The 26,411-nt window shown below is 62.8% G+C and carries 26 protein-coding genes; 6 read left to right on the top strand and 20 right to left on the bottom strand.

Annotated features, from left to right (window positions below):
- Positions 1-34: 34 nt before the first annotated feature.
- From AC1DYJ_RS08850 to AC1DYJ_RS08765, 18 genes are all read right to left on the bottom strand, one after another.
- Entirely contained in the window at positions 35-643 is a 609-nt protein-coding gene (locus AC1DYJ_RS08850) for a hypothetical protein (protein ID WP_477280261.1), read from the bottom strand.
- A gap of 107 nt (positions 644-750) precedes the next feature.
- Entirely contained in the window at positions 751-1,095 is a 345-nt protein-coding gene (locus tag AC1DYJ_RS08845) for a PulJ/GspJ family protein (protein ID WP_477280260.1), read from the bottom strand.
- Positions 1,092-1,562 carry a GspH/FimT family pseudopilin gene (locus AC1DYJ_RS08840; protein WP_477280259.1) on the bottom strand — a complete coding sequence of 157 codons (471 nt, stop codon included), beginning with the start codon at positions 1,560-1,562 and terminating at the stop codon, positions 1,092-1,094. The genes AC1DYJ_RS08845 and AC1DYJ_RS08840 overlap by 4 nt, the downstream gene beginning before the upstream one ends.
- Complete coding sequence (locus AC1DYJ_RS08835) at positions 1,559-2,776, bottom strand: type II secretion system F family protein (protein ID WP_477280258.1); 1,218 nt, start codon at positions 2,774-2,776, stop codon at positions 1,559-1,561. Before AC1DYJ_RS08835 ends, AC1DYJ_RS08840 begins: the two co-directional genes overlap by 4 nt.
- Entirely contained in the window at positions 2,776-4,419 is a 1,644-nt protein-coding gene (locus AC1DYJ_RS08830) for a GspE/PulE family protein (protein WP_477280257.1), read from the bottom strand. The genes AC1DYJ_RS08835 and AC1DYJ_RS08830 overlap by 1 nt, the downstream gene beginning before the upstream one ends.
- Entirely contained in the window at positions 4,416-5,324 is a 909-nt protein-coding gene (locus tag AC1DYJ_RS08825; RefSeq protein ID WP_477280256.1) for a hypothetical protein, read from the bottom strand. Before AC1DYJ_RS08825 ends, AC1DYJ_RS08830 begins: the two co-directional genes overlap by 4 nt.
- On the bottom strand, positions 5,321-5,884 hold the full coding sequence (locus tag AC1DYJ_RS08820; protein ID WP_477280255.1) for a hypothetical protein: 564 nt from the start codon (positions 5,882-5,884) through the stop codon (positions 5,321-5,323). Before AC1DYJ_RS08820 ends, AC1DYJ_RS08825 begins: the two co-directional genes overlap by 4 nt.
- Positions 5,881-6,474, bottom strand: a complete 594-nt coding sequence (gspM, locus tag AC1DYJ_RS08815) for a type II secretion system protein GspM (protein WP_477280254.1) — start codon at positions 6,472-6,474, stop codon at positions 5,881-5,883. Before gspM ends, AC1DYJ_RS08820 begins: the two co-directional genes overlap by 4 nt.
- Positions 6,474-7,532 carry a PilN domain-containing protein gene (locus AC1DYJ_RS08810; protein WP_477426040.1) on the bottom strand — a complete coding sequence of 353 codons (1,059 nt, stop codon included), beginning with the start codon at positions 7,530-7,532 and terminating at the stop codon, positions 6,474-6,476. Before AC1DYJ_RS08810 ends, gspM begins: the two co-directional genes overlap by 1 nt.
- A gap of 524 nt (positions 7,533-8,056) precedes the next feature.
- Positions 8,057-8,293: a tautomerase family protein gene (locus AC1DYJ_RS08805; protein WP_477280252.1), complete on the bottom strand. Its 237-nt coding sequence runs from the start codon at positions 8,291-8,293 to the stop codon at positions 8,057-8,059.
- Between the two features lie 12 nt (positions 8,294-8,305).
- Positions 8,306-9,016: an SDR family NAD(P)-dependent oxidoreductase gene (locus AC1DYJ_RS08800; protein ID WP_477280251.1), complete on the bottom strand. Its 711-nt coding sequence runs from the start codon at positions 9,014-9,016 to the stop codon at positions 8,306-8,308.
- A gap of 153 nt (positions 9,017-9,169) precedes the next feature.
- A complete protein-coding gene (locus tag AC1DYJ_RS08795; RefSeq protein WP_477280250.1) occupies positions 9,170-10,105 on the bottom strand; it encodes a LysR family transcriptional regulator in 936 nt (311 codons plus the stop codon).
- A gap of 181 nt (positions 10,106-10,286) precedes the next feature.
- Complete coding sequence (locus AC1DYJ_RS08790; RefSeq protein ID WP_477280249.1) at positions 10,287-12,347, bottom strand: SPFH domain-containing protein; 2,061 nt, start codon at positions 12,345-12,347, stop codon at positions 10,287-10,289.
- A gap of 371 nt (positions 12,348-12,718) precedes the next feature.
- Positions 12,719-13,918 carry an enolase C-terminal domain-like protein gene (locus AC1DYJ_RS08785; RefSeq protein WP_025583746.1) on the bottom strand — a complete coding sequence of 400 codons (1,200 nt, stop codon included), beginning with the start codon at positions 13,916-13,918 and terminating at the stop codon, positions 12,719-12,721.
- A gap of 10 nt (positions 13,919-13,928) precedes the next feature.
- Positions 13,929-14,255, bottom strand: a complete 327-nt coding sequence (locus tag AC1DYJ_RS08780; protein WP_025583745.1) for an NIPSNAP family protein — start codon at positions 14,253-14,255, stop codon at positions 13,929-13,931.
- A gap of 45 nt (positions 14,256-14,300) precedes the next feature.
- Entirely contained in the window at positions 14,301-15,659 is a 1,359-nt protein-coding gene (locus tag AC1DYJ_RS08775; protein WP_025583744.1) for an enolase C-terminal domain-like protein, read from the bottom strand.
- A gap of 63 nt (positions 15,660-15,722) precedes the next feature.
- Positions 15,723-16,889 (bottom strand): enolase C-terminal domain-like protein, encoded by a 1,167-nt coding sequence (locus tag AC1DYJ_RS08770; protein ID WP_025583743.1) that lies wholly within the window; start codon positions 16,887-16,889, stop codon positions 15,723-15,725.
- A 54-nt stretch (positions 16,890-16,943) separates the two neighbouring features.
- Entirely contained in the window at positions 16,944-17,654 is a 711-nt protein-coding gene (locus AC1DYJ_RS08765) for an FCD domain-containing protein (RefSeq protein ID WP_025583742.1), read from the bottom strand.
- 209 nt (positions 17,655-17,863) lie between these two features.
- Between AC1DYJ_RS08765 and AC1DYJ_RS08760 the strand changes: the two genes are divergently transcribed.
- The 6 genes from AC1DYJ_RS08760 to AC1DYJ_RS08735 all read left to right on the top strand — a co-directional run bounded on the left by AC1DYJ_RS08760 (position 17,864) and on the right by AC1DYJ_RS08735 (position 24,347).
- Positions 17,864-19,345 (top strand): extracellular solute-binding protein, encoded by a 1,482-nt coding sequence (locus AC1DYJ_RS08760; RefSeq protein ID WP_025583741.1) that lies wholly within the window; start codon positions 17,864-17,866, stop codon positions 19,343-19,345.
- Positions 19,346-19,422: 77 nt separating this feature from the next.
- On the top strand, positions 19,423-20,385 hold the full coding sequence (locus tag AC1DYJ_RS08755; protein ID WP_477426038.1) for a carbohydrate ABC transporter permease: 963 nt from the start codon (positions 19,423-19,425) through the stop codon (positions 20,383-20,385).
- Entirely contained in the window at positions 20,382-21,272 is an 891-nt protein-coding gene (locus AC1DYJ_RS08750) for an ABC transporter permease subunit (protein ID WP_025583737.1), read from the top strand. Before AC1DYJ_RS08755 ends, AC1DYJ_RS08750 begins: the two co-directional genes overlap by 4 nt.
- A gap of 10 nt (positions 21,273-21,282) precedes the next feature.
- The gene (locus tag AC1DYJ_RS08745) at positions 21,283-22,380 is read left to right on the top strand and encodes a sn-glycerol-3-phosphate ABC transporter ATP-binding protein UgpC (protein WP_025583735.1); all 1,098 of its coding nucleotides are present in this window, start codon (positions 21,283-21,285) and stop codon (positions 22,378-22,380) included.
- 34 nt (positions 22,381-22,414) lie between these two features.
- Complete coding sequence (locus AC1DYJ_RS08740) at positions 22,415-23,578, top strand: enolase C-terminal domain-like protein (protein ID WP_025583733.1); 1,164 nt, start codon at positions 22,415-22,417, stop codon at positions 23,576-23,578.
- Between the two features lie 22 nt (positions 23,579-23,600).
- Entirely contained in the window at positions 23,601-24,347 is a 747-nt protein-coding gene (locus AC1DYJ_RS08735; protein ID WP_025583731.1) for a ribonuclease activity regulator RraA, read from the top strand.
- Positions 24,348-24,437: 90 nt separating this feature from the next.
- Here AC1DYJ_RS08735 and AC1DYJ_RS08730 read toward each other — a convergent pair whose 3' ends face one another.
- Entirely contained in the window at positions 24,438-25,541 is a 1,104-nt protein-coding gene (locus tag AC1DYJ_RS08730; protein WP_477426105.1) for a DUF930 domain-containing protein, read from the bottom strand.
- 124 nt (positions 25,542-25,665) lie between these two features.
- On the bottom strand, positions 25,666-26,223 hold the full coding sequence (locus tag AC1DYJ_RS08725) for an invasion associated locus B family protein (RefSeq protein WP_029869290.1): 558 nt from the start codon (positions 26,221-26,223) through the stop codon (positions 25,666-25,668).
- Positions 26,224-26,411 lie beyond the last annotated feature (188 nt).

Below are 26,411 nucleotides of genomic sequence, written 5' to 3'. Positions count from 1 at the left end.
TGATCGATCCCGGCTGAAACGAGGCCGGGGTCGATCAGGCCCCTCCCTTCGCCGGCGGCGGCTGGATATCAGCCAGATCGAGGCGGGCAAAGCCCGTCGACGAATAGGTGGCGCCATCCCTCACCACCGAGATGGTGAACCGCACGGCAGCGGGCAGACGCCGCGGCTCGGCCCAGGTCGAGGACCACGATGGAATTTTGGCCGACCCGTCGAGATACTCGAACCTGACCGCGCTGACGCCGGCGATCAGCCGCACCGGTTCGCCTCCGGTCGCTTTGGCGGCATCGGTGCCGCGCCGGATTTTCTGAGTGATCGTCAAGTCGCTTCCAAGCGAAACGGCGATCTCGCGCAAAGCGGAGGATTTGAAGCCTATGGCCTGAACGGCATTGAACTCGATGCGCGCGCCGGTCCCGCTGAGGTAGAGCACCATGTCGGGCGTCGACTGCGACAGCGGCAGCGGTTCGGCGCTGCCGATCGCCGTCTCGAGAAATCGCGCCGCGGCATCGACCTCCATCTGCATCTCGGTCGTCTTCTGGATGCGCATCATCGTGCGCGCCTGGCCGAGGAAGACGATCATCAGCGCGGAGATCACGCCGATCATCGCCAGCCCGACCAGCACGTCGATGAGCGCGAAGCCTTCCATCGATCCCGATGATTTGGGACGCCTGCGGGAACGGAATATCTGTTTGAGAACACGCCAGCCGGATGGCGGACCGCCACGATCCGCATAGGCTCGGATCCGCCGCCCGATCATTGCTGGTCCTTCACCGGCACGAAGGTCAAGAACGGCTGGCCGGCGCCGCTGGTTCTGGCAATGACGACGGCGGCCATCTTGGCTTTCGACACCATGATCGGGCGCGCCTGCAACCGCCAGCCGGATTGCACCCGCTCGCCTGAACCGCTTGTCCCGGCCTCGTAGTCAGCCAGCATGATGCGGGCCGCCCTCGCCGCTTCGATCTGCGCCTTGGCGGTGGCGATGCTGCGGCTGGCGAGCACGATAGACTGGCTGGCAATGCCCAGCACCAGCGCCAGGATGGTCATGGCCACGATCATCTCCAGGATCGAAAATCCGTCTTCGGGAGAAGGCTCGGTCATGGCAGCGCCCGCCATGTTGGCAGCCCGGTCAGCCAGTTGACCGCAATGCGTGCGGTCCGGCCTTTTTGCTGCAGCGAAATGTCCATGCCGGACGCACTGCCGTCGGGCAGGAAAGTCAGCACCGTCTGGCGGTCGGCGACGACGGTCTCCTGACCGGTGACCACGGTCAGTTTGACGTCGTCCGGCAAGGCGAAAACATCGCGCTCGCCAAAGCGGATGGTGCGGGCGCCGAGATCGACGAGGACCTGCTTTGGCCGCGCGGTGGCGATTGCCGTTGTGCGCGACAGGCGCAGCCGCATGGTGATCTCGCCGGCCATCGCCTCCAGGGTCTTGCTACGATAGTGGCTGACCAGCCCCGGCGCGGCAATCGTTGCGACAAGCGCCATGATCGCCAGCACCACCAGCATTTCGACCAGGGTGAACCCGGCCGTCGCGTCCGCCTTTGCGCTGGCTTGCCGCGCGTTCATTGCAGCGCCAGATCGTTGATCGAGAGGATCGTGGTCATCACCGAAATGACCAGGCTGCCGACGAGGAAGCCGAGCGAGATCGTCAGCGCCGGCGTCAGCAGCTTCAGCACCGTGTCGATCCGCCGTGTCAGTGTCAGCTGCAGCATTTTGGCGGCGCGGTCGAGCACCACCGGCAATGCGTTCGCCTCCTCGCCGAGCGAGACCAGCGACATCGTCGCATGATCGAAAATCCCCGCCTTGACGATCGCACCGTGCAGGCGCGCGCCATTGGCGACATTGTCTTCGATCGAGGCAAAGCTTGCCGCCAGCGAGTTTTGCCTAGACACATTGGCGGCAAGCCCAAGCGCCTCGGTCATCGCCACGCCATTGCCGAGCAGCAAGGCCAGCGTTTCGAGGTAACGCGCAATCACCGCGTCCCGGACCAGCGCGCCGATCAGCGGTATCTTCAACACCGCGTGCGAGACCTGTCTTCTGGCGCCGGCAGAGCGGGATATCAGGAGATAGGACAAAAGGCCGAGCACTGCCGCCAGCGGAAAGACGAAGGGGTAGTCGCGAAACACCGTGCCGAACACGGACAGCATCTTCATGGTGAACGGCTTGGGTGCGGACGAGCCCTCAAAGATCGGCTCCAGCGCCGGCACCAGCACCGTCGCCAGGATGACCAGCGCCCCGCTCATCACCAGAAGCAGAAAGGCCGGATAGGCCAGCGCCTCGCCGATTGCCGCGCGGCGCTTGGCGGTTGCTTCGAACGTGTCCGCCAGCCGCTGGCAGATATAGGCCATCTTGCCGCTGCGCTCGCCGCTGGCGAGAAGTGCTGCGACATCGGAGGTGATGCCCGGCAGGGCGGCAAAGGCCTCGGCAATCGGCCGTCCGCCTGTCGTCAGATCGAGCACCGACTGCAGCTGCTGGCGCCGCTGGCCATTGGCTTCGCCCGCGATGACCGCGCCCAAGGCGCGATCAACGGTGAAGCCGGCATTCAGCAGCACCGACAACTCGGAAAACAGCCGGCTGAGATCGACCTTCCTGGTAAAGGTCAGTGCGCTGCGGCCCGGCAGGCGCAACTGCGTCTTGTCGCTGCTCACCGGCGCAAGATGGTAGGACCGCCGGCCCTGCTGCGCCAGCTTGCGCGCCGCCTCCTGCTTGGTCGAGGCATCGAGAACACCGGTCTCGGTGCTGCCGTCGACGAGATAGGCGCGATAGGCAAAGGCCGGCATCAGCCGTCTCCCGCGAGATCGATGACACGCCGGACCTCGTCCATGGTGGTGACCTCGGCGCGGGCAAGCGCTGTGGCGTGGACCGACATCGGCACCAGATCGTCTTGCGCGGCTATGCGGCCGATCTCCATTTCGCCGGCGCCCTGGTCGATCAACTCCGCGATGCGCGGCGACACTTGCAGCATTTCGTAAGTCACCGTGCGCCCGCTATAGCCCGAGCCGTTGCAGGTGCGGCAGGGCGAGCCGACCTGCTCGACGCCGTGGCAGGCCGGGCAGACACGGCGCAGCAGCCGCTGCGCGATGACGCCGCGGATCGTGGCGCCCAGGAGATAGCCGTCTATGCCCATGTCGCGCAGCCGCGTCAGCGCGCCCGCCGCGCTGTTGGTGTGCAGTGTGGAAAACACCAGATGGCCGGTGAGCGCCGCCTGCACCGCAACCTGCGCCGTCTCGCGGTCGCGAATTTCGCCAAGCAGGATGATGTCGGGGTCCTGGCGCAGGATCGACCGCAGGGCCGCGGCGAAATCGAGGTCGATTGCCGGATTGACCTGCAGCTGGGTGATGCCGGCCATGCGGTATTCCACCGGATCCTCGACGGTGAAGATCTTGACGTCTGGCCGCGACCGCTCGGCGAGGATCGAATAGAGCGTCGTCGTCTTGCCGCTGCCGGTCGGCCCGGTGATCAGCACGATGCCATTGGCGGCTTGCGACATGGAGCGGATCTTGGCCTGCGCGGCATTGTCGAAGCCGAGCTTCTCCAGCTTCAGCTCGACCCCGGCGCGGTCGAGAATGCGCAGCACGATTGCCTCGCCGTGAATGGACGGAATGACCGAGACGCGCAAATCGACATCCCGGCCGCGCACGGCAATGCGCATGCGCCCATCCTGCGGCAGGCGGCGCTCGGCAATGTTGAGCCGCGACAGGATTTTTATGCGCGTGGAGATGCCCGACAGCATCGCAATCGAGGCGGTGTCGACCGTGGACAGCATGCCGTCGTGGCGGAAGCGGATGCGGACGTGATCCTCGAGCGGCTCGATGTGAATGTCGGTGGCTCTGGCGTCCACCGCCTTGTGGATGGTCTCGGCGACGAAGCGCACGATCGGCGCCTCGCGGGCGAAATCCTTCAGCCGTTCGAGGTCGTCCGGTCCGAAATCCATGATCTCGCCGGCGCCATTGCCATTCGTGACAGCCGCCAGCGCCGATTGCTCGATACGGTCGATGCATTCGGCGATCACGCGCCTTGGCAAGACGCGCAGCGAAAGCGTCCGCTCATAATGGAAGGCCAGCGCATCGATGGTAGCCGACGAGAACGGATCGGCGACGGCGACGACCAGCCGCTCGGCATCCATCTGCAGCGGCAGGATGGCGTTTTCCCGGAGATAGGCGAGCGGCACGCCGGCAAGCATTTCGGCGCCGACCTGCTCAGGAACTTCCACCGGCATCGGCGCTTCGAGATAGCGGCTGAGGCTGTTGGCAAGCTCCTGCTCACCGATCAGGCCGAGTTCGGTCATCACCGTATCAAACGGGTGCCCGGATGTTCGCGATGCTCCCAAAGCACGCTGGGCAGCATGCGCGGTCAGCACCTTCTCGCCCTCGAGAAAGCTGAGAAACGCCTCGATACCCTTGGTCTGGACGGACGCGTTCATGCGCTCCACCTCGCCAGCAATTGCGCCGCGTCAGCGCCGAACAGCGCCTCGCAGCCGGCGGTGATCGCGGCTGGTGGCAGTGCTGAGGCATCGCCGGCCGGGCTGCGCGAAACGCGAGCGAACGACGCCGCACCTGCCTGCGATTTCTCGATGACGAAGCCGGCCTCGCCTGTAATGCCGGAACCGTCACGCCTGACAACGACGTCAACCGTGTAGGCCGACACATCGGTTGCGCCCGCAACGACCGATGCGTTGGGGCCGCCGGTGAGAACAGCGCGCAGCCGGCGCGGCGCCCGGTCGGCGCTGACCGTGCCGCGCTTGGAGTTGACGGTGAAAATTCCCTGCAGGTTGCTGAGCGGGATGCGCGCCAGAGCGGAAAACTCCTGCAGCTCGGATACGGATTCGAACGGCGCCTGTTTGTCCTCGGACGGCCCGACCGGGCTTCTGGCCTGTGGCAGACCGGGGAACAGTTTGGCGCTGTCGCGAAACCGCATCGCGGCCTTGGCCAGTTCGTCCGACATCTGCTGCTCAAAACCGAGCGCGGCAAAGCCCAGCCCCAGCAGGCGGTCGTCGGCGGCATTGAGATCGATCAGCCCGCCATGATCCTGGACGCGCAGGACAAAGCTGTATTGTCCCGACCGGCATGCGGCTGGCGTGGAATCCAGTGGCAGCTTTTGCGTCGCCTGCTCGCCGGTCAGTTCGCTCGCAACCACATTGCCGAGGCCCTCGGCCAGCAGCGACAGGCGCTCCTGCTCCAGCTCGTTGTTGGCGATCATCAGCCGCGTCCTGGCGGTGACGGCGAAGGGCACGACAATGGCCGAGACGATCAGCATGAACACCAGCACCGCGACCAGCGAAAAGCCGGCGCGGGCGCTTTCGTCCACTGCAGTTGCGCGCGCGCTCATAGTTGTGGCTCAGGCGGCGGAGGCGGCGGTGGTGGAGCTGGCGGCGGGTTCGTCCATGGTGGATTCAGCAGGATGCGCGCCACCTTGCCGTCCCGCTCCAGCACGGCCTGGTCCCTGTCGATCGCCGAGACAGTCCAGCCATCGACGGTCTCGCCGCTGGTGTACCAGACCGCTTCATCTTTGCCGGCAACGCGCAGCAGGGCTTTTCCCGCCCCGCCCTGAATGCTGATGCCGAGCAGCGATGGCGCAGCCCCCGGCGCGACGTCGACGGGCGCCGGCGCCTGTTCGACCGGTGCCACGGCAACCTCCACAGGCGGCGGCGCTGGCGGCGGTATGATCTTTCGCCGCATCGGCGTGAACAGCGGCCGCTGGAACGTCTCGCTGAAATCGCCGGCCGTGGGAAATTCCAGCGATCCGGCAGCGGAAGCCGGGCCGCCATCATGTCCTTTGCCGGAGCTGATCGGGGTGATGTCGACCGGCGTGTTGTAGAGCGCGACATTGACCAGCACCAGCACTGCCATGCCGGCCACAATTGCCAGCGCTGCGACCTTGCCCGTCATGGCTTGGCCCCGCCGGGTGCTGCTTGCGTCTGCAGCGGGCCGTAAAACAGGATCTCGGCGAACAGCTCGGGGTCGCCGGTGCGGCCGGCGGCCGGGCTGACATCGGTGGTGCGCAATGTCGCCTCGCGGATGAACAGCACCGGCAGCGAGGTCTCCAGGGCAAGCACGGCGTTGTGGATGCCTTCCAGCTGCCCCGACAGATTGACCCGCAGCCCGATGAAATCGACCCCGCCTTCACTCAGCGCCGGAGCGTTGCCGGCCGACAGCACGCTGACCCCATTGGCGGCGGCGATCGCGTTCAGCCGCTTCTGCAGTCCGCCGCGAATGATGGCTTCGCTTTCGCCGGTGAGGAATTCTGGAGTGGCCGCCGCCACCGGGCTGGCGTCGCTGTCGAGGCGCTTGGCCAGCGCCGCCACGTTTTGCAGCTGGCCGAGCAGCGCGCGCTTGTCCTCGATCCCGGCCCGCGCCGAGGCGACGCTGTCGAACACCGCGAACACCAGCCAGGCACACAGACACGCCGCCACCACCGCCACCGCCAGCGCGATCAGGCGGCGCAGCGGCGGGCTGGTGTTGAGGATGGCGGAGAGCATCAAAGCGCTCCGATCTTGGCCGAGATGGTGAAATGTTCGCCATCCTGTCCGGGCACCTTGACCACGGGTGCGGCGAACTCAGGCGCCGAAAACAGCGGCGAGGCATCGATTGGCTGGATCAGTTCGGCCGCCGAGGTGGAAAAGCCGGTGATCGTCAGGTCATCGCCCTTGGCGGAGAGATCGGTCAGCCAGGCCGTGTCGGGCAGCAAATGCGTGAGTTCGGCCCAGACCCGCACCAGCGACGCCGTCGTCTTCTTCTCCTGGCGGATTTTCTCGACCCGCTCGATGCCGGCCTGGCGCTTCTGCAGCGACGCGCGCGCCGTTTTAGCCAGCACCTGCGCGTCGGCAATCTGCGCGTCGAGTTCACCATCGGCCTGCCATATCAGCCAATGCGCGTGGGCGAAGGTGATGAGCAGGGCCGCCGCCAGCGCCGAACAAGCCGCGATCCAGGCGCGGCGCTTGCGGCGGTCACGCGCCGTCGGCGGCCAGATGGCGGCCAGGCTGAGCGGATCGGCGCGCAGCGTCGCTTCGGGCTGCGCCAGAGACAGGCTGCGCACCGAGCCGCCGGCCCGGCGCACCGCATCCAGCACCGCGGCAAGCGTCTTGCCCTTGACGACATGATAGGAGCTGTCCTCCCGGCCATCCCTGGCCCCGTCATCCCTCACAAACACGACATGCACCTGCGACGGATCGAGCGGCGTCGCGGCCAGCAGGTCGAGCTCGGCCATGTCGCGCGCCTGCCGGRCCGGCAGCCGTCGCGGCGCCAGTTGCCGTGTCAGGAACAGGCCGGGCTGGATGACAACATCGAAGCGCGGCCGCCTGACCCGACGCCCACCCTGCAGCAGCGCCAGGATCTCGTCGGAAGAGGCGGTGAGCGCCAGCGGGATCGACTGAAACTCCGGCGCGCCCGCCTCGCGCACGCGAATACCGTCATCCGCCAGGCTGACGATCCAGTCGCCGGCAGGCGCCTGCTTCTGCTTCGGCGAAAGCCGCGCCCCTCGCAGCTCGTCCAGCCACCAGTCCCGAAAATCCAGACATTGCGCGCTCAATGCCGCCACGAGCCACCTCGCCCCGGTTGATTCTAAGCCGAAGGCTTTCGCGCTGAGATTACAGGGGCTGGTGTGACGGGGATATCAGCGAGAACGTGGAGGACGGATTAGCCACAGCTTTGTTGGTGGCGAGGTGGGTTACTGCGGTGAGATATATCCGCGCCGAAGATGCCTGCGGCAAACATAGCCGCGCCCAAAAGCAACCGCTTCATTGAATCGCCCGAGTCAGTTGCTGGACGCTACTCCGGCTTCACTTGGGCGATACGACACAATCCGGTCGCAAACCAAATATCCACAGGTTTATTTGAGCGTCGGGCGAAGAAGGCGCATGTAAACTGCCAAGGCTCCCCTGCCAGGGATGTAACCGGCAAAGCTAAAAGCGCGCCTTATTGGTGGGCTGCCGCGGGGTCTCCCCGCCCCCCTCAGGCTGTATTGCCCGCCCTCGCCTTCGCTGCGTTGGTCGCGGGGCCTTCGGATTGCCCCAGGAGAATTGAAGACGACTGAGGGCTGCCACAGTGTGGCGGCCCGGTTGGTCAGCTGTTGCCGGCGGCTTTTCGCCTTCGGTACTCGGGCACCGACAATCCGCCCCAACCCCAGTTTTCCAGCTCGACCTCCTCGATGACGACAAAGGTCGCCTCGAGCGGCTTGTGGAGGACGTCGAGCAGCAACTGGCTGACTCCGCCGATCAGCGCGGCCTTCTCCTCGGCGGTGACGGAATCCCGGCCGGGCGCGGACCCTTCCCGGGTGACTTGAATGGTGACGATGGGCATGGTGGAACCTCCTTAGTGACCGGCGCTCTGGCCGCCATCGACATGCAGGATCTCACCCGTCACGAAGCCGGCGGTTTCGAGGTAGAGCACGGCGTCCACGACATCGCTGAGATCACCGATGCGCTTGACCGGATGGAGTGCCGCCAGGAACTCATGGTTTTCCGAGGCGTGCATCGAGGTGTTGATGATGCCGGGCGAGACGGCGTTCACCCGAATGCCCTTGTCGGCATATTCGATGGCCAGCGCCTTGGTGGCCGAATTGATGCCGCCCTTGGTCAGGTTGGCCAGCACAGTCGGCACGCCGGCGATGGCGTGATCGGTCAGGCTGGTGGTGATGCTGACGATGTGGCCGGAGCCCTGCTTCAGCATCTGCGCGGCGACCGCCTGGGTGACGTGGAAGAAGCCTGCCAGGTTTGTCGAGATCTTCGACGTGAAGTCCTGCGCGGTATAATCCGTGAACGGCTTGGCGATGAAAATGCCGGCATTGTTGACCAGCGTGTCGATCCGTCCGAACCGCGCCATCGCTTCGCCGACGATGCGTTGTGCGGTCGCGGGATCGCCGACGTCGCCTGCAATGGCGAGAATATCCTTGTCGCTGCCTTGCTTGATCGAACGCGAGGTGGCGACAACCCTGAAATTGCGATCGCGATAGGCTTTCACCAGCGCGCCGCCGATGCCTTGCGAGCCACCGGTAATGATGGCGACTTTCTGTTCGTTGCTCATGATCTGTCCTGTCCTGAAAAGAGGGCCGGCAGGCCAATTGCCGCCGGCGACCCATCAATGCGGTCGGACACGAATATCGGTTCGATCGGAAATCCACTGAATAACCGCTGTTCGGCAGGCATCCTTCCTAAAAGCGGAAGAATGAGGGCGCTTTCAGTCCTTCAGGGCGTCGGCCTGCGCGGACAGCCTTGCAAACTCGGCGCGCAGTCGCGGCACCGCAAAGTCCACGAAGGTACGCACCTTTGGCGCGAGCGTGCGGCCCTGCGGCGTGAGCAGGTGTACGGGCAGAGCGGCGGGTTCGGCGTCACGCAGCACGATCTTCAGCGAGCCGTCCTGAACGCGCTCGGCCACATGGTAGGTGTAGAGGCGCGTAACCCCATGGCCGGCCACAGCCGACGCCAGCGCGGCGCGAACGCTGTTGACCACGAGCCGTGGCTTGAAGTGGACAGAACGGGCGATGGTGCCGCCCGGCGGCGGCGCAAAGACCCACGCGTCATGACCGAAATGCGTGGTCGTCACGATGCGATGCCTGGTCAGATCCGCGGGCTCGACAATGCGCGGATGCTGGGCGAGATAGCGCGGCGACGCCACGATGACGCGCTTGACGTCACCGCCGACCCGCACGGCGACCAGGGATGAATCCGGCAACTGCGCGACGCGAAGGGCAACATCGATCCCCTCCTCGACCAGATTGGCGTGACGGTCGATCAGGATGAGATTGACCGACACGGCCGGATAGGCGTCGAGATAGGCGTCGATGACCGGGCGCAGGATCTCTTCGCCGCTGATCGGCGGCGCGCTGATGGTCAGCGTTCCGCGCGGCGCGGCGCGCTCGCCGGCGACCGACATATCGGCTTCCTCGAGGTCGATCAGCACACGCCGGCAGGCCGAGGCGTATCGCTCGCCCGCTTCGCTGAGCTTGATCGACCGCGTGGTGCGGTGAAGCAATTCGGCGCCGACATGCTGCTCGAGAAAGGCAATGGCCCGGCTCACCGCGGCGGGCGAGCGCCGCAGCTTTCGCCCCGCGGCCGCCAGACTGCCCTCGTCCAGCGCCGCCACAAACACCCGCATGGCTTCGATACGGTCCATCTATTCTTCCCCAATGCGCAACATTACCGTCAGATTCTCAACCAGAAATCCGGTTCTGGCAACAATCCATGCCGCATCGCCCCGACGAGCAGCCGCTATCGGGAAGGGTCCCGCTGCGCCGGGTTCACTCGATGCGGGCAGTGCGCAAAAAGATGGGCCGGTACAACCGGCCCATTTTCAATCATTCCTCCTCGACGGTTTCCTCCTCAACGGGTTCCGGGATCGCATCCGGCAGGTTCCGCGGTCCAATCCGGTCGGCAACGAGCATCGAAAGCATCATCTCGACAAGGCCATTGGCAGCCCCCTTCTCGCCACCGCCAGCGCCGATCTGGATCTGCGGCACGATCGGCAGCCTGCCATTCTCGATCGCCTCGGCAAAGCGCGTGAGAACCTGCGAGTTGAGCTGATAGTCCGGTCCGCCGAAGGCCGCGACCTTCTTCTCCGTGGCCTCGGCCTCCGCCAGGCCGATGGCGCGCACCTTCTCGGCTTCCGCAAAACCGGTCGCCTTGATGCGTTCGGCATCGGCAAGCGCGACAGCCTTGATCATGTCGGCCTCGCCTTGGCCGCCGAGGCGTACCTTCTCGGCCTCTGCCTTGGCAGTGACCTGAATGGTTTCCGCCTCCTGGCGGGTGCGGGCGAGTTGCGCCTTGCCCTCGTTCTCACTGATCTCGATGGTAAGGGCCGACGTCGTGATCTTGGCTTGCTGTTCGGCGAGCGCCTCCTTCTCACGCAACGTGCGTTCCTGAATGGCAGCCTTCTCCTGCAATTTATAAGTCTCGACCTTTTCGACTGCGATCTGGCGATCACGCAGCTGGATCAGGATCTGCTCTATGCTGTTCTGGCCATTGGCAGCACGAGGCGTACCAATCAGCACTTCCTGCAGCTCGAGGCTGTAGGAATTGAATTTTTCGCGCATCTCCTCGCCCGATTTGCGCTGGATATCGCTGCGCTCCTGCAAAAGCTGGATCAGCGTCTTTGTCTGGGCGATATTCTTGAAGTAGGCAGAGACCATCGGGTCGAGCGTCTGTTCGACCAGCCGCTTGATATCTCCGAAACGCTGCACCACGAGCGGCGCCTTCATATAGTCGATATGCACGACGACGGAGAGCGGCAGCACAGGCTCGAACGCATCCTTGGTGATCAACGACACTTCAGACAGGTTCTCGTCCAGCCTGTGTTCGCCAAACTGCTCCTTCGTCCATTTGAGCACGAAGTTGGTGGTCGGCACGGTGATGATATTGCCGGCATAGGTATTGAACGCATACTTGCCTGGCAGCAGCGGCGTGGACCAGACACCGCGTGCGCCGATTTCGACCAGCTCGCCGTGACGGTAAGCCTGCCCGGAAATATCGGTGCCGTGGCGGCCGTTATAGGAGACGACGACACCCACCGTGCCAACGTCGATGATCGTCTTCTCGACCAGTTCGACGGTCGCGAAAATGCGATTGAGGAAGTAGCTGCCGTCCGCCAGCACCTGCAGCTGTCGGCCGCGGTAACCGCCGGCATTGAGAAACTTCTCCGGGTCCTGAAAATTGTTGTGGAAGTTCGGGTCGTTCGGATCATTGGCGACGGTCGGTGCGATGATCTCGCCGTCCGGCAGGGCCGGACCGTCATGGATGGTGACGATACCGATCATGTCATCGGCATTGTGGATGACGATCGGCTCAAAGCCGCCTCGCTCCGAGATCATGCTGGACATGTTGGAAAAAAGGCTTTGTTCCGACGAACTCAGATTGACGGAATGGATCGACTGGGCGGTCAGCACGATGAATTGTGCGAGGTTGATGGCATAGGTGCCTTCACGCAAGATCTTGCGTTGCGGTCCTTTCTGTCCGCCTTTTTCGAGAAAGCCGCGTACATCCTGGAAATCATCGGCTTCGGTGTTGGAAGCAAGTGTCTGCGTCGGAGGCAGCGGCTTGCCGTCACGGGCAAAGACATAGCCGATCTGACCCTGCGGGATGGTGACAAGATTAGCCCGATGCATCGAATATTGGAACGGCATGAAGAAATGCAGGCCACCGCGCACGACTTCCGGCTGGTAGCCGGCCTCACGGTTGAGCGCGATGAAGCCATTGCTGATGGAGCCGCGAAAACTCCACAGTTTTTCCAGAATGCCGAGCCTGTCGTTTGGAATGTAGCGGACCACGCCGCTCCACCTGAACAGGATTGCCAGCACGATGACTGTTACGGCGACCTCGATCGCCGTCCATTCGATCGGGCCGAGATATTGCAGGGCTTCCATCTCTTCTCTCCTGTGGGGGCGCGCGGGTTCGTTCACCCGAGGGCCACCCGGTTGGTGTTGATTGACGAAGCGGGGAGATTGCGCACCGGCGCGCCCGACGCACCAAGGGCGTGTCGAACGTTTGGGCTGCTCATTGTGTGGAAAAATGACCGCGCGTCCCGAGTCCCCAGTGGGGGCGGCGTGGCCGTGAGTTATCTCACATCGGTGTTGCCTTGATAGACACTACATCAAATGACGTAGGCATAGCGCCAACGGGTTTAAAGATACTTCGCGCGAAAACCGTATAATTATTTCAATGCTATTTCGAATAGCGGGTGGTTGGGTTTTATAATTGACGGGTTAGAACCGTCGCCCCCCCGTGGCCGCACACGCTAGTCGAAGAAACCGGCGTCCTCTTCCGCGAGATATTTTTTCGCTCCCGCGGCATCGATGTCGAGGCCAAGCCCCGGTGCTTCGAGCAGGTCGACCATCGAATCCTTCACGATCTGCGCCGGCAGGCCGATGACGATGTCCTCCCACCAGGGATCGGAGGCGCTGGGATATTCGAAGGCGATGTAGTTGGCCGGCAGCGTGGCGCAGACATTGATCAGCGCGCCGAGGCCGAGCAGGCCGTTGGCCGTGCCATGCGGCGCCATCATGATCGAGTGCATGTAAGCGTGTTCCGCCACCCATTTCAGCTCGGCGATGCCGCCAATGTCGGCGGGGTCCGGGCCGATGATGCGGACAGCCTGCGTCTCGATCAGTTCCTTGAAATTGTGCCGCAGGTAGATCTGCTCGCCGGTGTGGATCGGGGTGGAGGTCGATGTGGTGAGCTCGCGATAGGCCTGCGGATTGACCCACGGCACGTAGTCGCCCGTCAGCATGTCCTCCAGCCACATCAGATTGTATTTTTCGACCGCCTGCGCGAAGCGGATCGCGTCCGGCAGGAACCAGCCGGGACCGCAGTCGAGCGCCAGGCTGACCTTGTCGCCCAGCACTTCCTTCATCGCGATCACGCAGTCGAGCATATGGTTGAAGCCACGCTCGCTGATCTGCCCCTGGTCCATTGCGCCGTGATAGCCTGCCTTCTTCTGCGTCACGCCGTAATGGAAGCCCTCGATGGTGTCCTTCATATTCGAGTGGAACGAAATCCCCTGCTTGACCATGAAGAAATTCTGCGGCTGCTCCATCATCCATTTGACATCGGTCGCATAGTCTTCCGGCCGATCGCCCGTACGTTTGCGGCGGATCGAGCCGTTATAGACCCGCACCTGGTCGCGCACCTTGCCGCCAAGCAGCTTGTAAACGGGCACGCCTGCCGCCTTGCCGGCGATGTCCCACAGCGCGTGCTCGATGGCGCTGACGGCGGCGCCATAAGGTTTGAACGAACCGCGCTGGCGGATCTTCAGCATTACCCGCTCGACGTCGGTCGGATCTTCGCCGATCAACGCGTCGCGAAAATGCAGGACAAACGGCTTGAGATAGGTCTTGGTGTATTCGACTTCTCCCAGGCCATAAAGACCTTCGTCGGTGACGATGCGCACGATGGGGTGCTTGCCGATGACGGCGCACCGGAGATCGGTGATTTTCATTGATGTCCCTCTATTTCACCGACGAGAAGGCGGTTGGCGCGAGAAACTGGCTGGAAATATTGGCCACGATCGGGCCGTCGCGCTCGGACTCGTCGCGGGCCTTGAGCCATGCCGGATCGGTGGTGAAGGCCTTCCATTTCACTTCGCGCTCGGCAAGGGATTCCCAGGCGATGAAATAGGTCAGTCGATTGCTGTTTTCGCCGACCATCGTGGTGAAGAACCCGGCCTGGCGGATGCCGTGCTTGTCCCACAGCGCCAAGGTATGGTCGTTGAAACGCTTGAGCAGCGCCGGCAGCCGGCTGGGCAGGCAGTCGTAAAGACGAAGTTCGTAGATCATGGTCCATCCTTCTGTTCACCTCTCCCTCCGGGGAGACGTGTAGGTTCAGCTCCAGGTGCGGTCCCAGGAATATTCATCGTCCCAGTGATCGGTCGGCTGCCAGATGCCGGTGACGCCGGGCTGCAGGTGCCGGCTGATCACTTCATCGACGACGTCGTCGATGCCGAGGCCCGGCTTGTCCGGCACGGTGATGAAGCCGTCCTTGACCAGCGGCTTGGGCAGGCCGGTGACGATATCGTCCCACCAGTCGACCTCGACGCTGTGATATTCGAGCGCCATGAAGTTCTCCGTGGCCACCGCGACATGGGCGGCTGCCATCGCCGCGATCGGGCTTTCCGCCATGTGAATGGCCATGGCGACGCCGTGCTCCTGCGCCGCATCGCCGATCTTCTTGGTCTCGAGAATGCCGCCGGTGGTCAGCAAGTCCGGATGGATGACCGAGATGCCTGATTTGAGCAGCGGCTCGAATGCTTCCTTGAGATAAATGTCCTCGCCGGTGCAGATCGGCACTGAGGTCGCCTGCTGCAGCTGCCGATACTGCTCGGTGTACTGCCAGGGGATCACATCCTCGAGCCAGGCCGGTGCGTATTTCTCGATCCGCCGTGCCAGACGAATGCCGTCCTGCAGCGAGATGTGGCCGACATGGTCGATGGCAAGCGGCACCTCGTAGCCGATCACCTCGCGCACCTCATGGATGTATTGATCGAGCAGGTCGATGCCCTTTTCGGTGAAATGGAGACCGGTGAAGGGATGCGGCACATTCTGCGCATCATAGGCGGCATTGCGCGCCCGGCGCTCGTCCAGCGTGCGTGCCGGGCTGCGGGCGGCATGGCTGCGGAAACCGTCGAGCACGCCGGCAGGCGCCACCACCGCGCCCGGTATGTGCGCGATCTGCGCCAGCCCGAGATCCATTTTGAGGAAGGTGAAACCGAGATCCATCCGCGCCTTCAGCCGCTTGCCGGTCTCGGTGCCGCTGGGCTTGTCCGCATCGGTGTCGCAATAGACCCGCACCTTGTCGCGGAACCGTCCGCCGAGCATCTGGTAGATCGGCACGCCATAGGCCTTGCCGGCGAGGTCCCACAGCGCGATCTCGATTGCCGAGACGCCGCCACCTTGCCGCCCATGGCCGCCAAATTGCTTGATGCGGCGAAACAGCCTGTCGACGTCACAGGGGTTCTCGCCCAGCAACCGGCTCTTCAGCATCAGCGCATAGGTGGCACTTGCGCCGTCGCGCACTTCGCCCAGGCCGACAATGCCCTGGTTGGTGTAGATCTTGATCAGCGCGGAGGTGAACGGCGCGCCGACGATCTCGGCGACGCGCAAATCGGTGATGCGCAGCTCGCTCGGCCTGGAATTCGTGTTTACCCGATTGAGCGCCTCGTCGGCTGCGTCCGTCCTTGGCATGATCTATCCTCGTTCTGTTTGGCTGCGCTTGGCGCCCGCACGCTGCGCCCGGCGAGAGCATTGCTAGCCCAGCTCAATCTCGTGGGCCTGCAAATAGTCGCGGTTCATCTCGATACCCAGACCGGGTTTCGACGTCAGTTTGAGGTTGCCGTTTGACACGTCGAGGGGTCTGTCGATGAGGTGATCGTATTTGCCAAGGTTCCACTCCGACGTCTCGAGCTTGTAGAAGTTGGGAACGGTCATCATCACCTGCGCTCCCGCAACCACGTTGATCGGTCCCGCCGCGTCATGCGGCGACACCGGGATGTAGTAGGCTTCGCACAAAGCGGAAATCTTCTTGAGTTCGGTAATGCCGCCGGTCCAGGTCACGTCGGGCATGATGTAGTCGGCGAGCTTGTTCTCGAGCACCGGCACGAAATCCCACTTCGTATGGCCGCGCTCGCCCCACGAGATGGCGGCACTGACTTTCTCGCGCACCTGCTTGAGGGCGTTGAGGCTCTCGGGCGGGCAAGGCTCCTCGAACCAGTCGATCTGGCCCGCTTCCTCAAGGCTCCGGCAGAGGCGAATGGCGGTGGGGACGTCGAAGCGACCATGCGCGTCGATGAGAACGTCTACATCTGGCCCCGCCGTTTCGCGGATCAGAGCCGTCAGTTCGGCGGCCTCACGCTCGTCCTTGCGGCTCATGCTGCCATCGAGGTAGCCGTCCCGCTGCTCGCGCGACTGCCCATCGGCGGTGCGGCCCTGATGCGGGAAAGGATCGAACTTCAGCCCCGTGTGTCCGGACTCGACGATGTCTCGAATCTCGCGAACCACAGCCTCCTTGCTGGTAAACTTGCGTTGATCAGGGTGGGTATAGAGCGCGACCTCATCGCGCACCGGTCCGCCCAGCAGCTCGTAGATCGGCTTGCCAAGAACTTTGCCGCGAATGTCCCAGAGCGCTATGTCAAGGGCGCTCACGCATTCGACGGCGGCGCCGCGGCTGCCCATATAGGTGAAGCTGCGGAATATCTTGTGCCATAGATACTCGATACGCGCCGGATCCTCACCTGTCACGGCGGCACCGATCTGCCGCAGGATCGTGCAGAGCGCGCGGTTGGCGAGCCTAGTGGTGGTGGTGATCTCTCCCCAGCCGCTCACCCCCTCGTCGGTCGTCACTTCGACGAACAGGAACTCTCCCCAATAAGAAGCACCGGACTTGATCAGCCACGGCCGAACGCTCGTGATTTTCATCTCAACTGCCTTGTGTGAAGTGGATCGGGATAGCTGCGTTGCGGACCGGATGTTCTATCCGGCCCGCGCGGCGCTGCGCGCGCGCATGTGTTCAAGGACATGCCGGCCGGAGCCTTCGACATGGCGCGCAATGAGTTCGGCTGCCTCGTCGGCATTTCCCGCTTTTACATGCGCGATGAGCTCGCGGTGCTCGCGAAGGATCGCGGCACGCCGGGCGAGCGTGAAGTTGAAACGCCGGCTCACAGCCCGCAGCACTTCGCGATGCTTCCACCAAAGCTCGGCAGCATGGCGGTTGTAGTGCCTCTGGTACATCACGGTGTGAAAGGCGGTATCCAGCTCGCTGTGCCGGAACGTGTCGGCAAAGTTGTTCTCTTCAATCAGGCCCTGGATACGCTCGAGTTCGGCAATGTCCTCGACGGTAGCCATATTCACAAACCATCGCGTCAGGGCCGGCTCGATCAGGACTCCGATCTCGTAGATATCGCGGACAAAATCCTGGTCTATGGGCCGAACGCGCGCCCCACGGTTGGCGACAAAGGTGACAAACCCCTCGCCCCGCAACAGCTGCAGAGCCTCGCGCACCGGGTTGGTCGAGGTACCGTGACGTCGGGCGAGATCGGTGACCACAAGCCGCTCATTGGCGGCGAGCCTTCCCTCGATGATGTCTTCCCGGATCAGTTGATAAAGCGAAGCGCCCTCGCTGGAGGCCCCGTTAGGGTCGATCCCTTCAGGTGGCTCTGCTTTGAAATCGCTTGCTTCGGCCAAGGCTGCCCCCAGATCAATACACACTTCAATCGATATCACGCACGGTTTCCATAAACAATGTACGATTTGGCGCGTTGACAGACAATCCACGATCTGAAAACGTATGAAGTGCTCGAAGGGATACATCGAACGAAGCGTTCGGCCACCGACGAGCAGGACCGCTCGCCTCGACGCAGAGCGGCGTGGGAGAGAAACCTGGAGGATACCCTATGACGAGGATTTCACTCGGCGGTGCCGTCCTGCGCGGCACTGTCTCCACTGCTTTGATGGTATCGTTGATGTCCGCGTCGGCGCTCGGCGCGCCGCCGGTCGATTTGAGCAAGTGGTCGCCGGAATATGTGCGCTCCATTGCGGGCACGCAGGAGTTCGATACGGCGGCCGATTGCGGCAAGGTCACCCCGCTCGACTACAAGGGGCGACTGACCTTCTGGTACCAGGGTGTGTTCGAGGGCGACCCCGACCTCCTGCGCCAGTACTACAAGGAGTTCTTCGAGACCTTCCGCAAGACCTATCCGAACATCCAGCTCGAGGAACAGGCCCTCACCTATAACGACCTGCTCGACAAGTTCCGTACCGCGCTGCTCGGCAATGCGGCGCCGATGGCGGTCCGCCTGCAAATCCTGGGTGGTACCGAGTTCGCATCAAAGGGCTACCTGCAGCCGCTCAAGCCCGAGGATGTAGGGTATTCGACCGACGACTTCTGGCCCGGCGCCATGAAGGCCGTGACCTGGGACGGGGTGACCTACGGCATTCCAACCAACAATGAGACCATGGCGTTCATCTGGAATGCCGACATCTTCAAGCGTGCCGGCCTCGATCCGGAGAAGGCTCCTGCAACCTGGGACGACGTCGTCAAGGATTCCAAGCAAATCCACGACAAGCTCGGCATTGCCGGTTACGGCCTCGTGGCGCGCAAGAATGCCGGCAATACGCCGTACCGTTTCATGCCGCAGCTGTGGGCCTATGGCGGCGGCGTCTTCGACGAGGCCAAGGCGAACCCGACCTACAAGGAGATCGAGCTCAACAGCCCGCAAAGCAAGGCGGCGCTGCAGGCGTCCTACGACATGTATGTCAGGGACAAATCGGTTCCGGTTTCGGCACTCACCAACCAGCAGGCCGACAACCAGCCCCTGTTCCTGGCCGGCCAGCTTGGCATGATGGTCTCGCACCCGTCCGACTATAACGTCATGCTCGACCTGCAGAAGAAGGCGACAGGCACCGACAAGGACAAGGCGCAGACCGTCATCGACAACATGCGCTACGGTCTGATTCCAACCGGCCCGGACGGCAAACGCGCAGTGGTGTTCGGCGGCTCGAACATTCACATCCTCAAGCCCGAATATGTCGAGGGCGGCAAGGTGGACGAGCCGGCGGCAAAGGCCATCATCTGCATGTGGACGAGCCCGGAATGGTCGCTGAAGATGGCCTATGCCGGCTCGAACCCCGGCAACCTCAACGGCTTCAAGACCAAATGGATGAAGGAACGTCTGGAGAAGATCAAGTTCCTCGATGTCACGACCTCTATGTTGCCATACGGCATCCCGTTCCCGGCACTGCCGCAGTCCCCCGAGATCATGAACATCATCGTCCCGGACATGCTGCAGAACGCCCTCACCGGAGCGATGACCGTCGACCAGGCAGCGGACGATGCGGCCAAGAGAGTGAAAGAACTGATGGACGGCGGACTCTAGCCGAAGCCTGAGCTGCGATCTCACCGGCTGCGCCAAAGGTGCAGCCGGTCCGTTCCGAAGAACAAGGGCACGCCAAAGTGACGATCGTGACCGGCAAGACCGGAGCTCGGCAAGAGTTGCGGCCCGCTCGTTGGAGCCTGCTGCTGCGCAAGATCTGGGCGCATCGCGCTGACTACGCGTATGTGCTGCCTGCGATCGTCGTGATGCTCATCGTCATCGCTTACCCGATCTACTACACGGTCGAACTGTCGTTCTTTAATACGCCGCCGGGCCTGCAGCTCCGCGACAAGATCTTCATCGGCTTCGACAACTACACGGCCATCCTCACAAGTCCGGTGTTCYGGAAGGTCACCTGGAACACGCTTGTCTGGACATTGGCATCCACGTTCATCTCCTTCGCCCTCGGCTTTGCCGCCGCCCTGGCGCTTCACCGCGACTTTGTCGGTCGTGGCGTGCTGCGCGCCATCCTGATCATTCCCTGGGTGATCAGCGCGGTCGCCGCCTCCTATATCTGGAAGTGGATCTACCATTCGGATTTCGGCATCATCGGCGCGGTGCTGGTCGGCCTCGGATTGACCGACCGGCCGCCGAACTTCATCGACAGCGTCTCAACGGTGCTGCCCTCGCTGATCGTCGTCAATATCTGGCGCGAGTTTCCGTTTGCCATGATCATGATGATGGCCGGCCTGCAGACAGTTCCCGACCAGTTGCTGCGCGCCGCCAAAGTCGACGGGGCCAATGCGTGGCAGCGCTTCTGGCACGTCACCTTCCCGCACCTGAGGGACGTCTCGACGGTGACGATCCTGCTGCTCGCGGTGGCCAATTTCAATTCCTTCATCATCCCCTGGATCATGACCGGCGGCGGACCGTCCAACGCGTCGCATATCTGGATCACCCATATTTATGAACTCGCCTTCGGCCGGCAGCGCTGGGGTGTGGCTTCCGCCTATTCGGTGCTCCTGTTCCTGTTCATGATGACGCTGGGTTACTTCTACGTCCGTGCGCTGAGCGGCAACGAGCGGAAAGAGGCAGGCTCATGAGCACGATTGCCGAGAGAGGTCCCCGGAGCCAGACCCGTCGCCGTAGAGGCGTGGACGGATGGCGTTGGGCCGGTCGCATCTTCCTGGTGTTCATGCTGCTCTACACGGCGTTGCCGATGGTTTGGATGCTGATCACGTCGATCAAATCCGGGTTTGCGGCGATGCAATTCCCGCCGCAATGGTGGCCCGATGAACCTACACTCGCCAGCTACCAGAAGCTGCTCGATCCGCAAAACAGCGTCGGTCAGGACTTCCTCCGCTTCTTCTGGAACAGCCTTTTCGTGTCGACCGCCACGACAATCCTTTCGGTGATCGTGGCTGTGCCTGCCGCCTACGCGTTTTCGCGCTTCCGTTTTCCCGGCCGCAACTTCCTGTTCTTCACTGTGCTTTTGCGCAATATGTTCCCGGCGGTGATCTTTCTGGTGCCGCTTTTCATCCTGATGCGCATGCTCGGGCTGGTGAACACGCATGGATCGCTCATCCTCACCTACCTCACATTCGGCTTGCCGCTAGCAATCTGGCTGCTGAAGGGCTTCTACGACAACATTCCGGTGCAACTCGAACAGGCAGCGCGCATCGATGGGGCAACGCGGTTCCAGGCCTTTATCCTGATCGTGATGCCGCTCTCGACGCCGGGGATCATCGCGACCGCGATCTATTCCTTTATCGGCGCGTGGAACGAGTACATCTACGCCTATACCTTCCTGTCGAAGAACGAGCAGTTGACACTGCCGGTCGGTATCCAGCGCTTCTTCTCGGAAAATACGACGGACTTTCCCGGCCTGATGGCCGCCAGCTTCATGATGAGCGTGCCCGTCGTGGTGCTGTTCCTCGTCCTGCAACGATACTTCGTACGTGCCCTTACAGAAGGCGCGGTCAAGCACTAGGGAGCTGCCGATGGCCCACGTGGTCCTCAAAGATCTGGTCAAGACCTATGGCAGCTTCAAAGCCGTCAACAACGTCTCGCTGACAGTCAATGACGGCGAATTCGTTGCGCTCGTCGGCCCTTCAGGCTGCGGCAAGACGACGACGCTCAATCTCATCGCCGGGCTGATCCCGATCACGTCGGGCGATATCGTCATCGGCGACCGGGTGGTCAACGACCTCGACCCCAAGGACCGGGATATCGCAATGGTGTTCCAGAACTACGCGCTCTATCCGCAAAAGTCGGTCTACATGAACCTCGCCTTCCCGCTGCAGATGCGCAAGCTGCCCAGGGACGAGATCGACAGGAAGGTCAGGGACGCGGCGAAGGTGCTCGACATGACGCAACTGCTCGAGCGCAAGCCACGCGAGCTTTCGGGCGGGCAACAGCAGCGCGTGGCCCTCGGTCGCGCCCTGGTTCGAGATCCCGCGGTATTCCTGATGGACGAACCGCTCTCCAATCTCGACGCAAAGCTGCGCGTGCAGATGCGGTCTGAAATCAAGCGGTTCCACCAGGACCTCAAGGCCACGATCGTCTATGTGACGCACGACCAGCTCGAGGCCGTGACCATGGCGGACAGGATGGCTGTGATGAACGGCGGCTTCCTGCAACAATACGATTCGCCGGCGCAAGTTTTCGCCCATCCCGCCAACATGTTCGTCGCGAGCTTCGTCGGCAGCCCGGCGATGAGCCTTATCCCGCTGGAGGCATCGACCGCAAACGGCGGCACCGTCCTGACGAGCGCCGAAGGCTGGAGCCTGCCGCTGTCGCAACTCAACGCCCGCAAGGTCGCGGGAGCAACCACCAGGAAGGTCGTGCTCGGCGCGCGACATTCGACGATCAAACTGCACAAGAGCGCCGCCCCCGGCGCCATTCCGGCCAAAGCCTATACGGTGGAACCAACCGGAGACGTCACCTTCGTACAGGCGTTCCTCTCCGGCGCGATCGTCAACATCAGCGTGTCCCCCAACATCGCCGTCACACCCGACGAGCACATCTGGCTCGAGTTCGATCAGGAACGCATTCATCTGTTCGACGGCGAGACGGAGATGGCCCTCCAGGCCGATTGAGACAGGGGCGGATGCGTTGGGGGAATGCGGGTGAATGACCACGAAACTTAAGATCACGGCGATCAAGCCTTATCCGGCGTGGGTGGGAACACGCAACCAGATGCTCGTCAAGGTCGAGACCGACCAGGGCATACACGGCTGGGGCGAGAGCGGCTTGAGCGGTCGCGAAAAGGCCGTGGCCGGCGCGATCGAGCACTATCGCGAATTCCTCATCGGCCGCGACCCGATGCAGATCGGGCGGATCTGGCAAGAGGCCTATCGCAGCCAGTATTTTGAAGGCGGACGCGTTCTGCAGGCGGCGATTTCCGCCATCGACATCGCCCTTCACGACATCAAGGGCAAGGCACTGGGAGTACCGGTTTACCAGTTGCTCGGCGGCAAACAGCGAGACCGCATCCCCACCTTCGCCTCGACCGGAGACGAGGCCGAGGGCGACGTTGCCATCGAACGTGCCCGGGAACTGTGCGCGCAGGGTTGGCAGGCGATCCGCTTCTTCCCCGCGGGCCAAAGCAGCAAGGACATCTTCGAGCCGCGCGAGTCGATCGGCGCCACCGCGAGGATGCTGAACAAGGCACGCGAGGCGCTGGGCGACGACGTGGTCCTCGGCATCGACTATCATCATCGGCTGTCGGTGGCCGAGGCGGCAAGCTTCTGCAACAAGCTCGGCCGTGGCGTGCTCGATTTCCTCGAGGAGCCGATACGCGACGAGACGCCGGAGGCCTACGAATCACTGCGCACGATGACCGACATCCCGTTCGCCATCGGCGAGGAATTTGCCAGCAAGTGGCAGTTCCTGCCCTACATCGAGCGTGGCATCCACCAATTCAACCGGCTCGATGTTTGCAATGTCGGCGGGCTCACCGAGGCGATGAAGGTCGCTGGCTGGAGCGAGGCCCACTATGTGGACCTGATGCCGCACAATCCGCTTGGCCCGGTCTGCACGGCCGCCACCATTCATCTCGCCGCGGCGGTGCCGAATTTCGCGTGGCTCGAGACCAGGGCGCCGGAAAGGAAGCTGGGCTTCGACAATTCCGAGTTCTTTCCCGTGCAACCACGGCTGGACGGCGCCGATTACCCGGTCAGCGATCTGCCGGGACTGGGCGTCGAGATCAACGAAGAGGCGATCCAGGCGCAGAGCTTCCGCTTCTGGGAAGCGCCTCACCTCAAGCGCCGCGATGGTTCAGTCACCAACTGGTAGTTCAATTCAACCGGAGTCCCTAATGACGCATACTTCCGACATCACGCAGCGGCCGCCAAAAGACCTGATCGACGCGCTAAGGGAGATCGGCGCCGCGACGGTTGCCGGCACGCTTGGCCACATGGGCTTCCGCAATCCGCACATGGTCGGTCCGGTGGCGCAGAACCACGGCAAGTCGATCGTCGGGCCGGCGCTGACGCTGCAATTCCTGCCGCAGCGGCCCGACCTCTTCAACGAGGGAGAATATGCCGATCCGGAGACGCAATTGCACCGCCACGTGCTCTATCACGCTCAGGAGGGTGACGTGGTCGTGGTCGACGCGCGCGGCGACATGAGCTCCGGCGTCTTCGGCGATATGATGTCGACGTATTTCAAGGGCAGAGGCGGCGCCGGCATCGTCATCGACGGGTGCATGCGCGACCGGCCCAATGTCGAGAAGCTCGACCTCCCCCTTTGGCTGCGCGGCTGGACCCCAAACTATCATGTGCAGACCAGCATCTACCCCAATGCCGTCAACGTGCCGATTGCCTGTGGCGGTGTCACGGTGATCCCCGGCGACATCATCGTGGCCGACGACGACGGGGTGGTTGTGCTTCCGCTCGCAATGGCCGCAAAAGTGATCGAAGAATCGCAGAAGCATCACGAGTGGGAGGAGTTCTCCCGCATGAAGCTGATGCAAGGCGCGCCGCTGCAGCGCTACTATCCGCTGCACGACGATGCCCGCGGCGAATATGAGGAATGGCGCAAAGCCAATCCAGTGAAGGGCTGAGGCCCGGCAGCAACGGCATTCGGCACGCAAACCGTTCAAGAGGTGATTTTTTGCCCCGCAAGACGTGGGTTTTGAGACCCTTGCCTTCGGCTACATGCCCGGCCCCACTCGAAAACCCTGCCGACGGGCCTCCCGATCTAGAAAAACGCTTTCCTCGGGTGAAGCGGCGGCTCCGACACGGAAGGTGAAGGACGTCACATGCGTCGCATTGGTGTCGATCCCACAGCGAAAGCGCACATGATACCAAGTCGTCGCGGTACGAAAAGCGGTATCCGGGGCGTCCAGAAGATTGCCGACCTCTAGTGGAATGCTTGGGAGCAATACGGGGCGATAAGCGGCGTCGTTCAGTTGCTGACCCAGAAGATTGGAGCAAAGGTCGGCTACGCGTTGCCCCCGTGGCTCGTCGGCCATTGAGTTCGTTGCGAAGGGATCGCCGGTAGCGCCTTTTGAAAAAAGCTTGCGAACACCCGGAAGCCCCGCATACGCCAGTGAGTTGGCCGTGGGGCTTGACCCTGCGGCCTTTGCGCGTGGCGGCTTCGCGGCCTTCGCCGGGCTGGGTTTCGGTGCAGTGTCGGGTCTGGCCTGAGGCGCCTGAGCCGACGCAGGAAGCTCGATCTCACCGCCGTCATCAGCCAAAGGCGTTGCAGCAGCCGATTCCTGTTTGTCGGCGTCAGGGGCTCCCGCCTCCTGTTTGTCAGCTTCCGGCTTCTCGTCGATGCTGGCAGGCTCTGCCGGCTTTGCAGCGTCGGGCGTCGGTTCAGATCTGCTCTCCGCATCGGTTGGCATGGCAGCCGGTTTCGGTTCACTGTCCTTGGCCGGTGATGACGCCTGGTCCTGATCGCTGCTGCCATCCAGTGATTTCCTGGGGCCGGTGTCTTTGTCACCGAACTGGAACACACGCTTAAGGACTTTCTCTGACGGCAGGTTCTCCGGTGTCGGCTTTTCGACCTTCTTTTCAGGCTGACTTTTGGCTTCGGGTTTGGGCTGCGGCGGTTCGGGCAGCGGCACGAGCGCGACATTGATCGGCTGCTCCTCCTGCGGCTCCCGAGGAGGAATGGGCAGGCCGTAGACCAGGAGCGCGGCGATGAGCGCATGCAGGATCAGCGATGCGGGCAAGGCCCACAGCAATGTCCGACGCCGCTGCGATGTCTCCGTCTTCATTCCTAACGATGTGGAGCGAAACTGCGGCGGCATCAAGCACGGCCGCCGCATCGACGCATTTTAGCCGCAGCCCGGCGGTGAGGACCGGCCGCAAGCAGGTGTGAGGTGATCGGGCGTTGCGTAAGCCGATGCTTTCGTAAAGTTTGGAATCTGACCGCTATTTGAGGCTTTCCAGTTTGGCGATGGCTGCGGTGAAGCCGCCTAGCGATACCGGGATGGTGACCGGCTTACGCGTCACCGATTCCATGCCTATGTTCAGATTGGTTCCCGACTTCATCGCCTTGACAAGCTCCGGTGACAGCGGCGTGGCGGCGTACGCTCCGTTCTGGTCGCTGGTCTGGATCGCGATGGTCGTTTTCTGACCCTGGTCGATCTGATAGCTGGCGCCGGACGGCAGGAACAAGCCGTGCGGCAGGGCAAGCAACATTGCCAGGCTTCCGTTGCCAGGGTCGCGGCGCACGGTCACGGTCAGCACACGCTGGCCCGTCTTGGCCTCGGTTAGGTTTTGCGAAACCTGGCACTGAAGCTCGGCATTCGCCGAGCCGCTGGAGCAGTTAACCGCCCATGGATTGGCGTCGGCGGGTTTTGCCTCGGCCGGCTTTGTCTCGGCGGGCTTTGCTTCCTGGGTGAGCGCCGGGCCGATTGCCGACAGGATCAGGCACAACGCGCCAAACCATGCGGCCCGGCGGGATTTGGTTCCTGGAAATGAAGCCACCCGATCCTCGCAGTATTAGAATTTCCTAAAGTACATTAATGCGATTGCATTGATACAGCAGGCGGGCTTGGCCGGGAAGCCACTACAGGTACATAAGAGCCGGCTAACGTACTGTTGCCCTGTTGCCACAATAAACAACTTTGCAGTCGTGAACGTATAAAAAGAAGAATCGACGCTCGCTATACAGT

It is taken from the genome of Mesorhizobium sp. P2_B11, from assembly GCF_056404855.1.
Note: the sequence above shows the minus strand (reverse complement) of the source record. Positions and strands in the feature narration are given on the sequence as shown.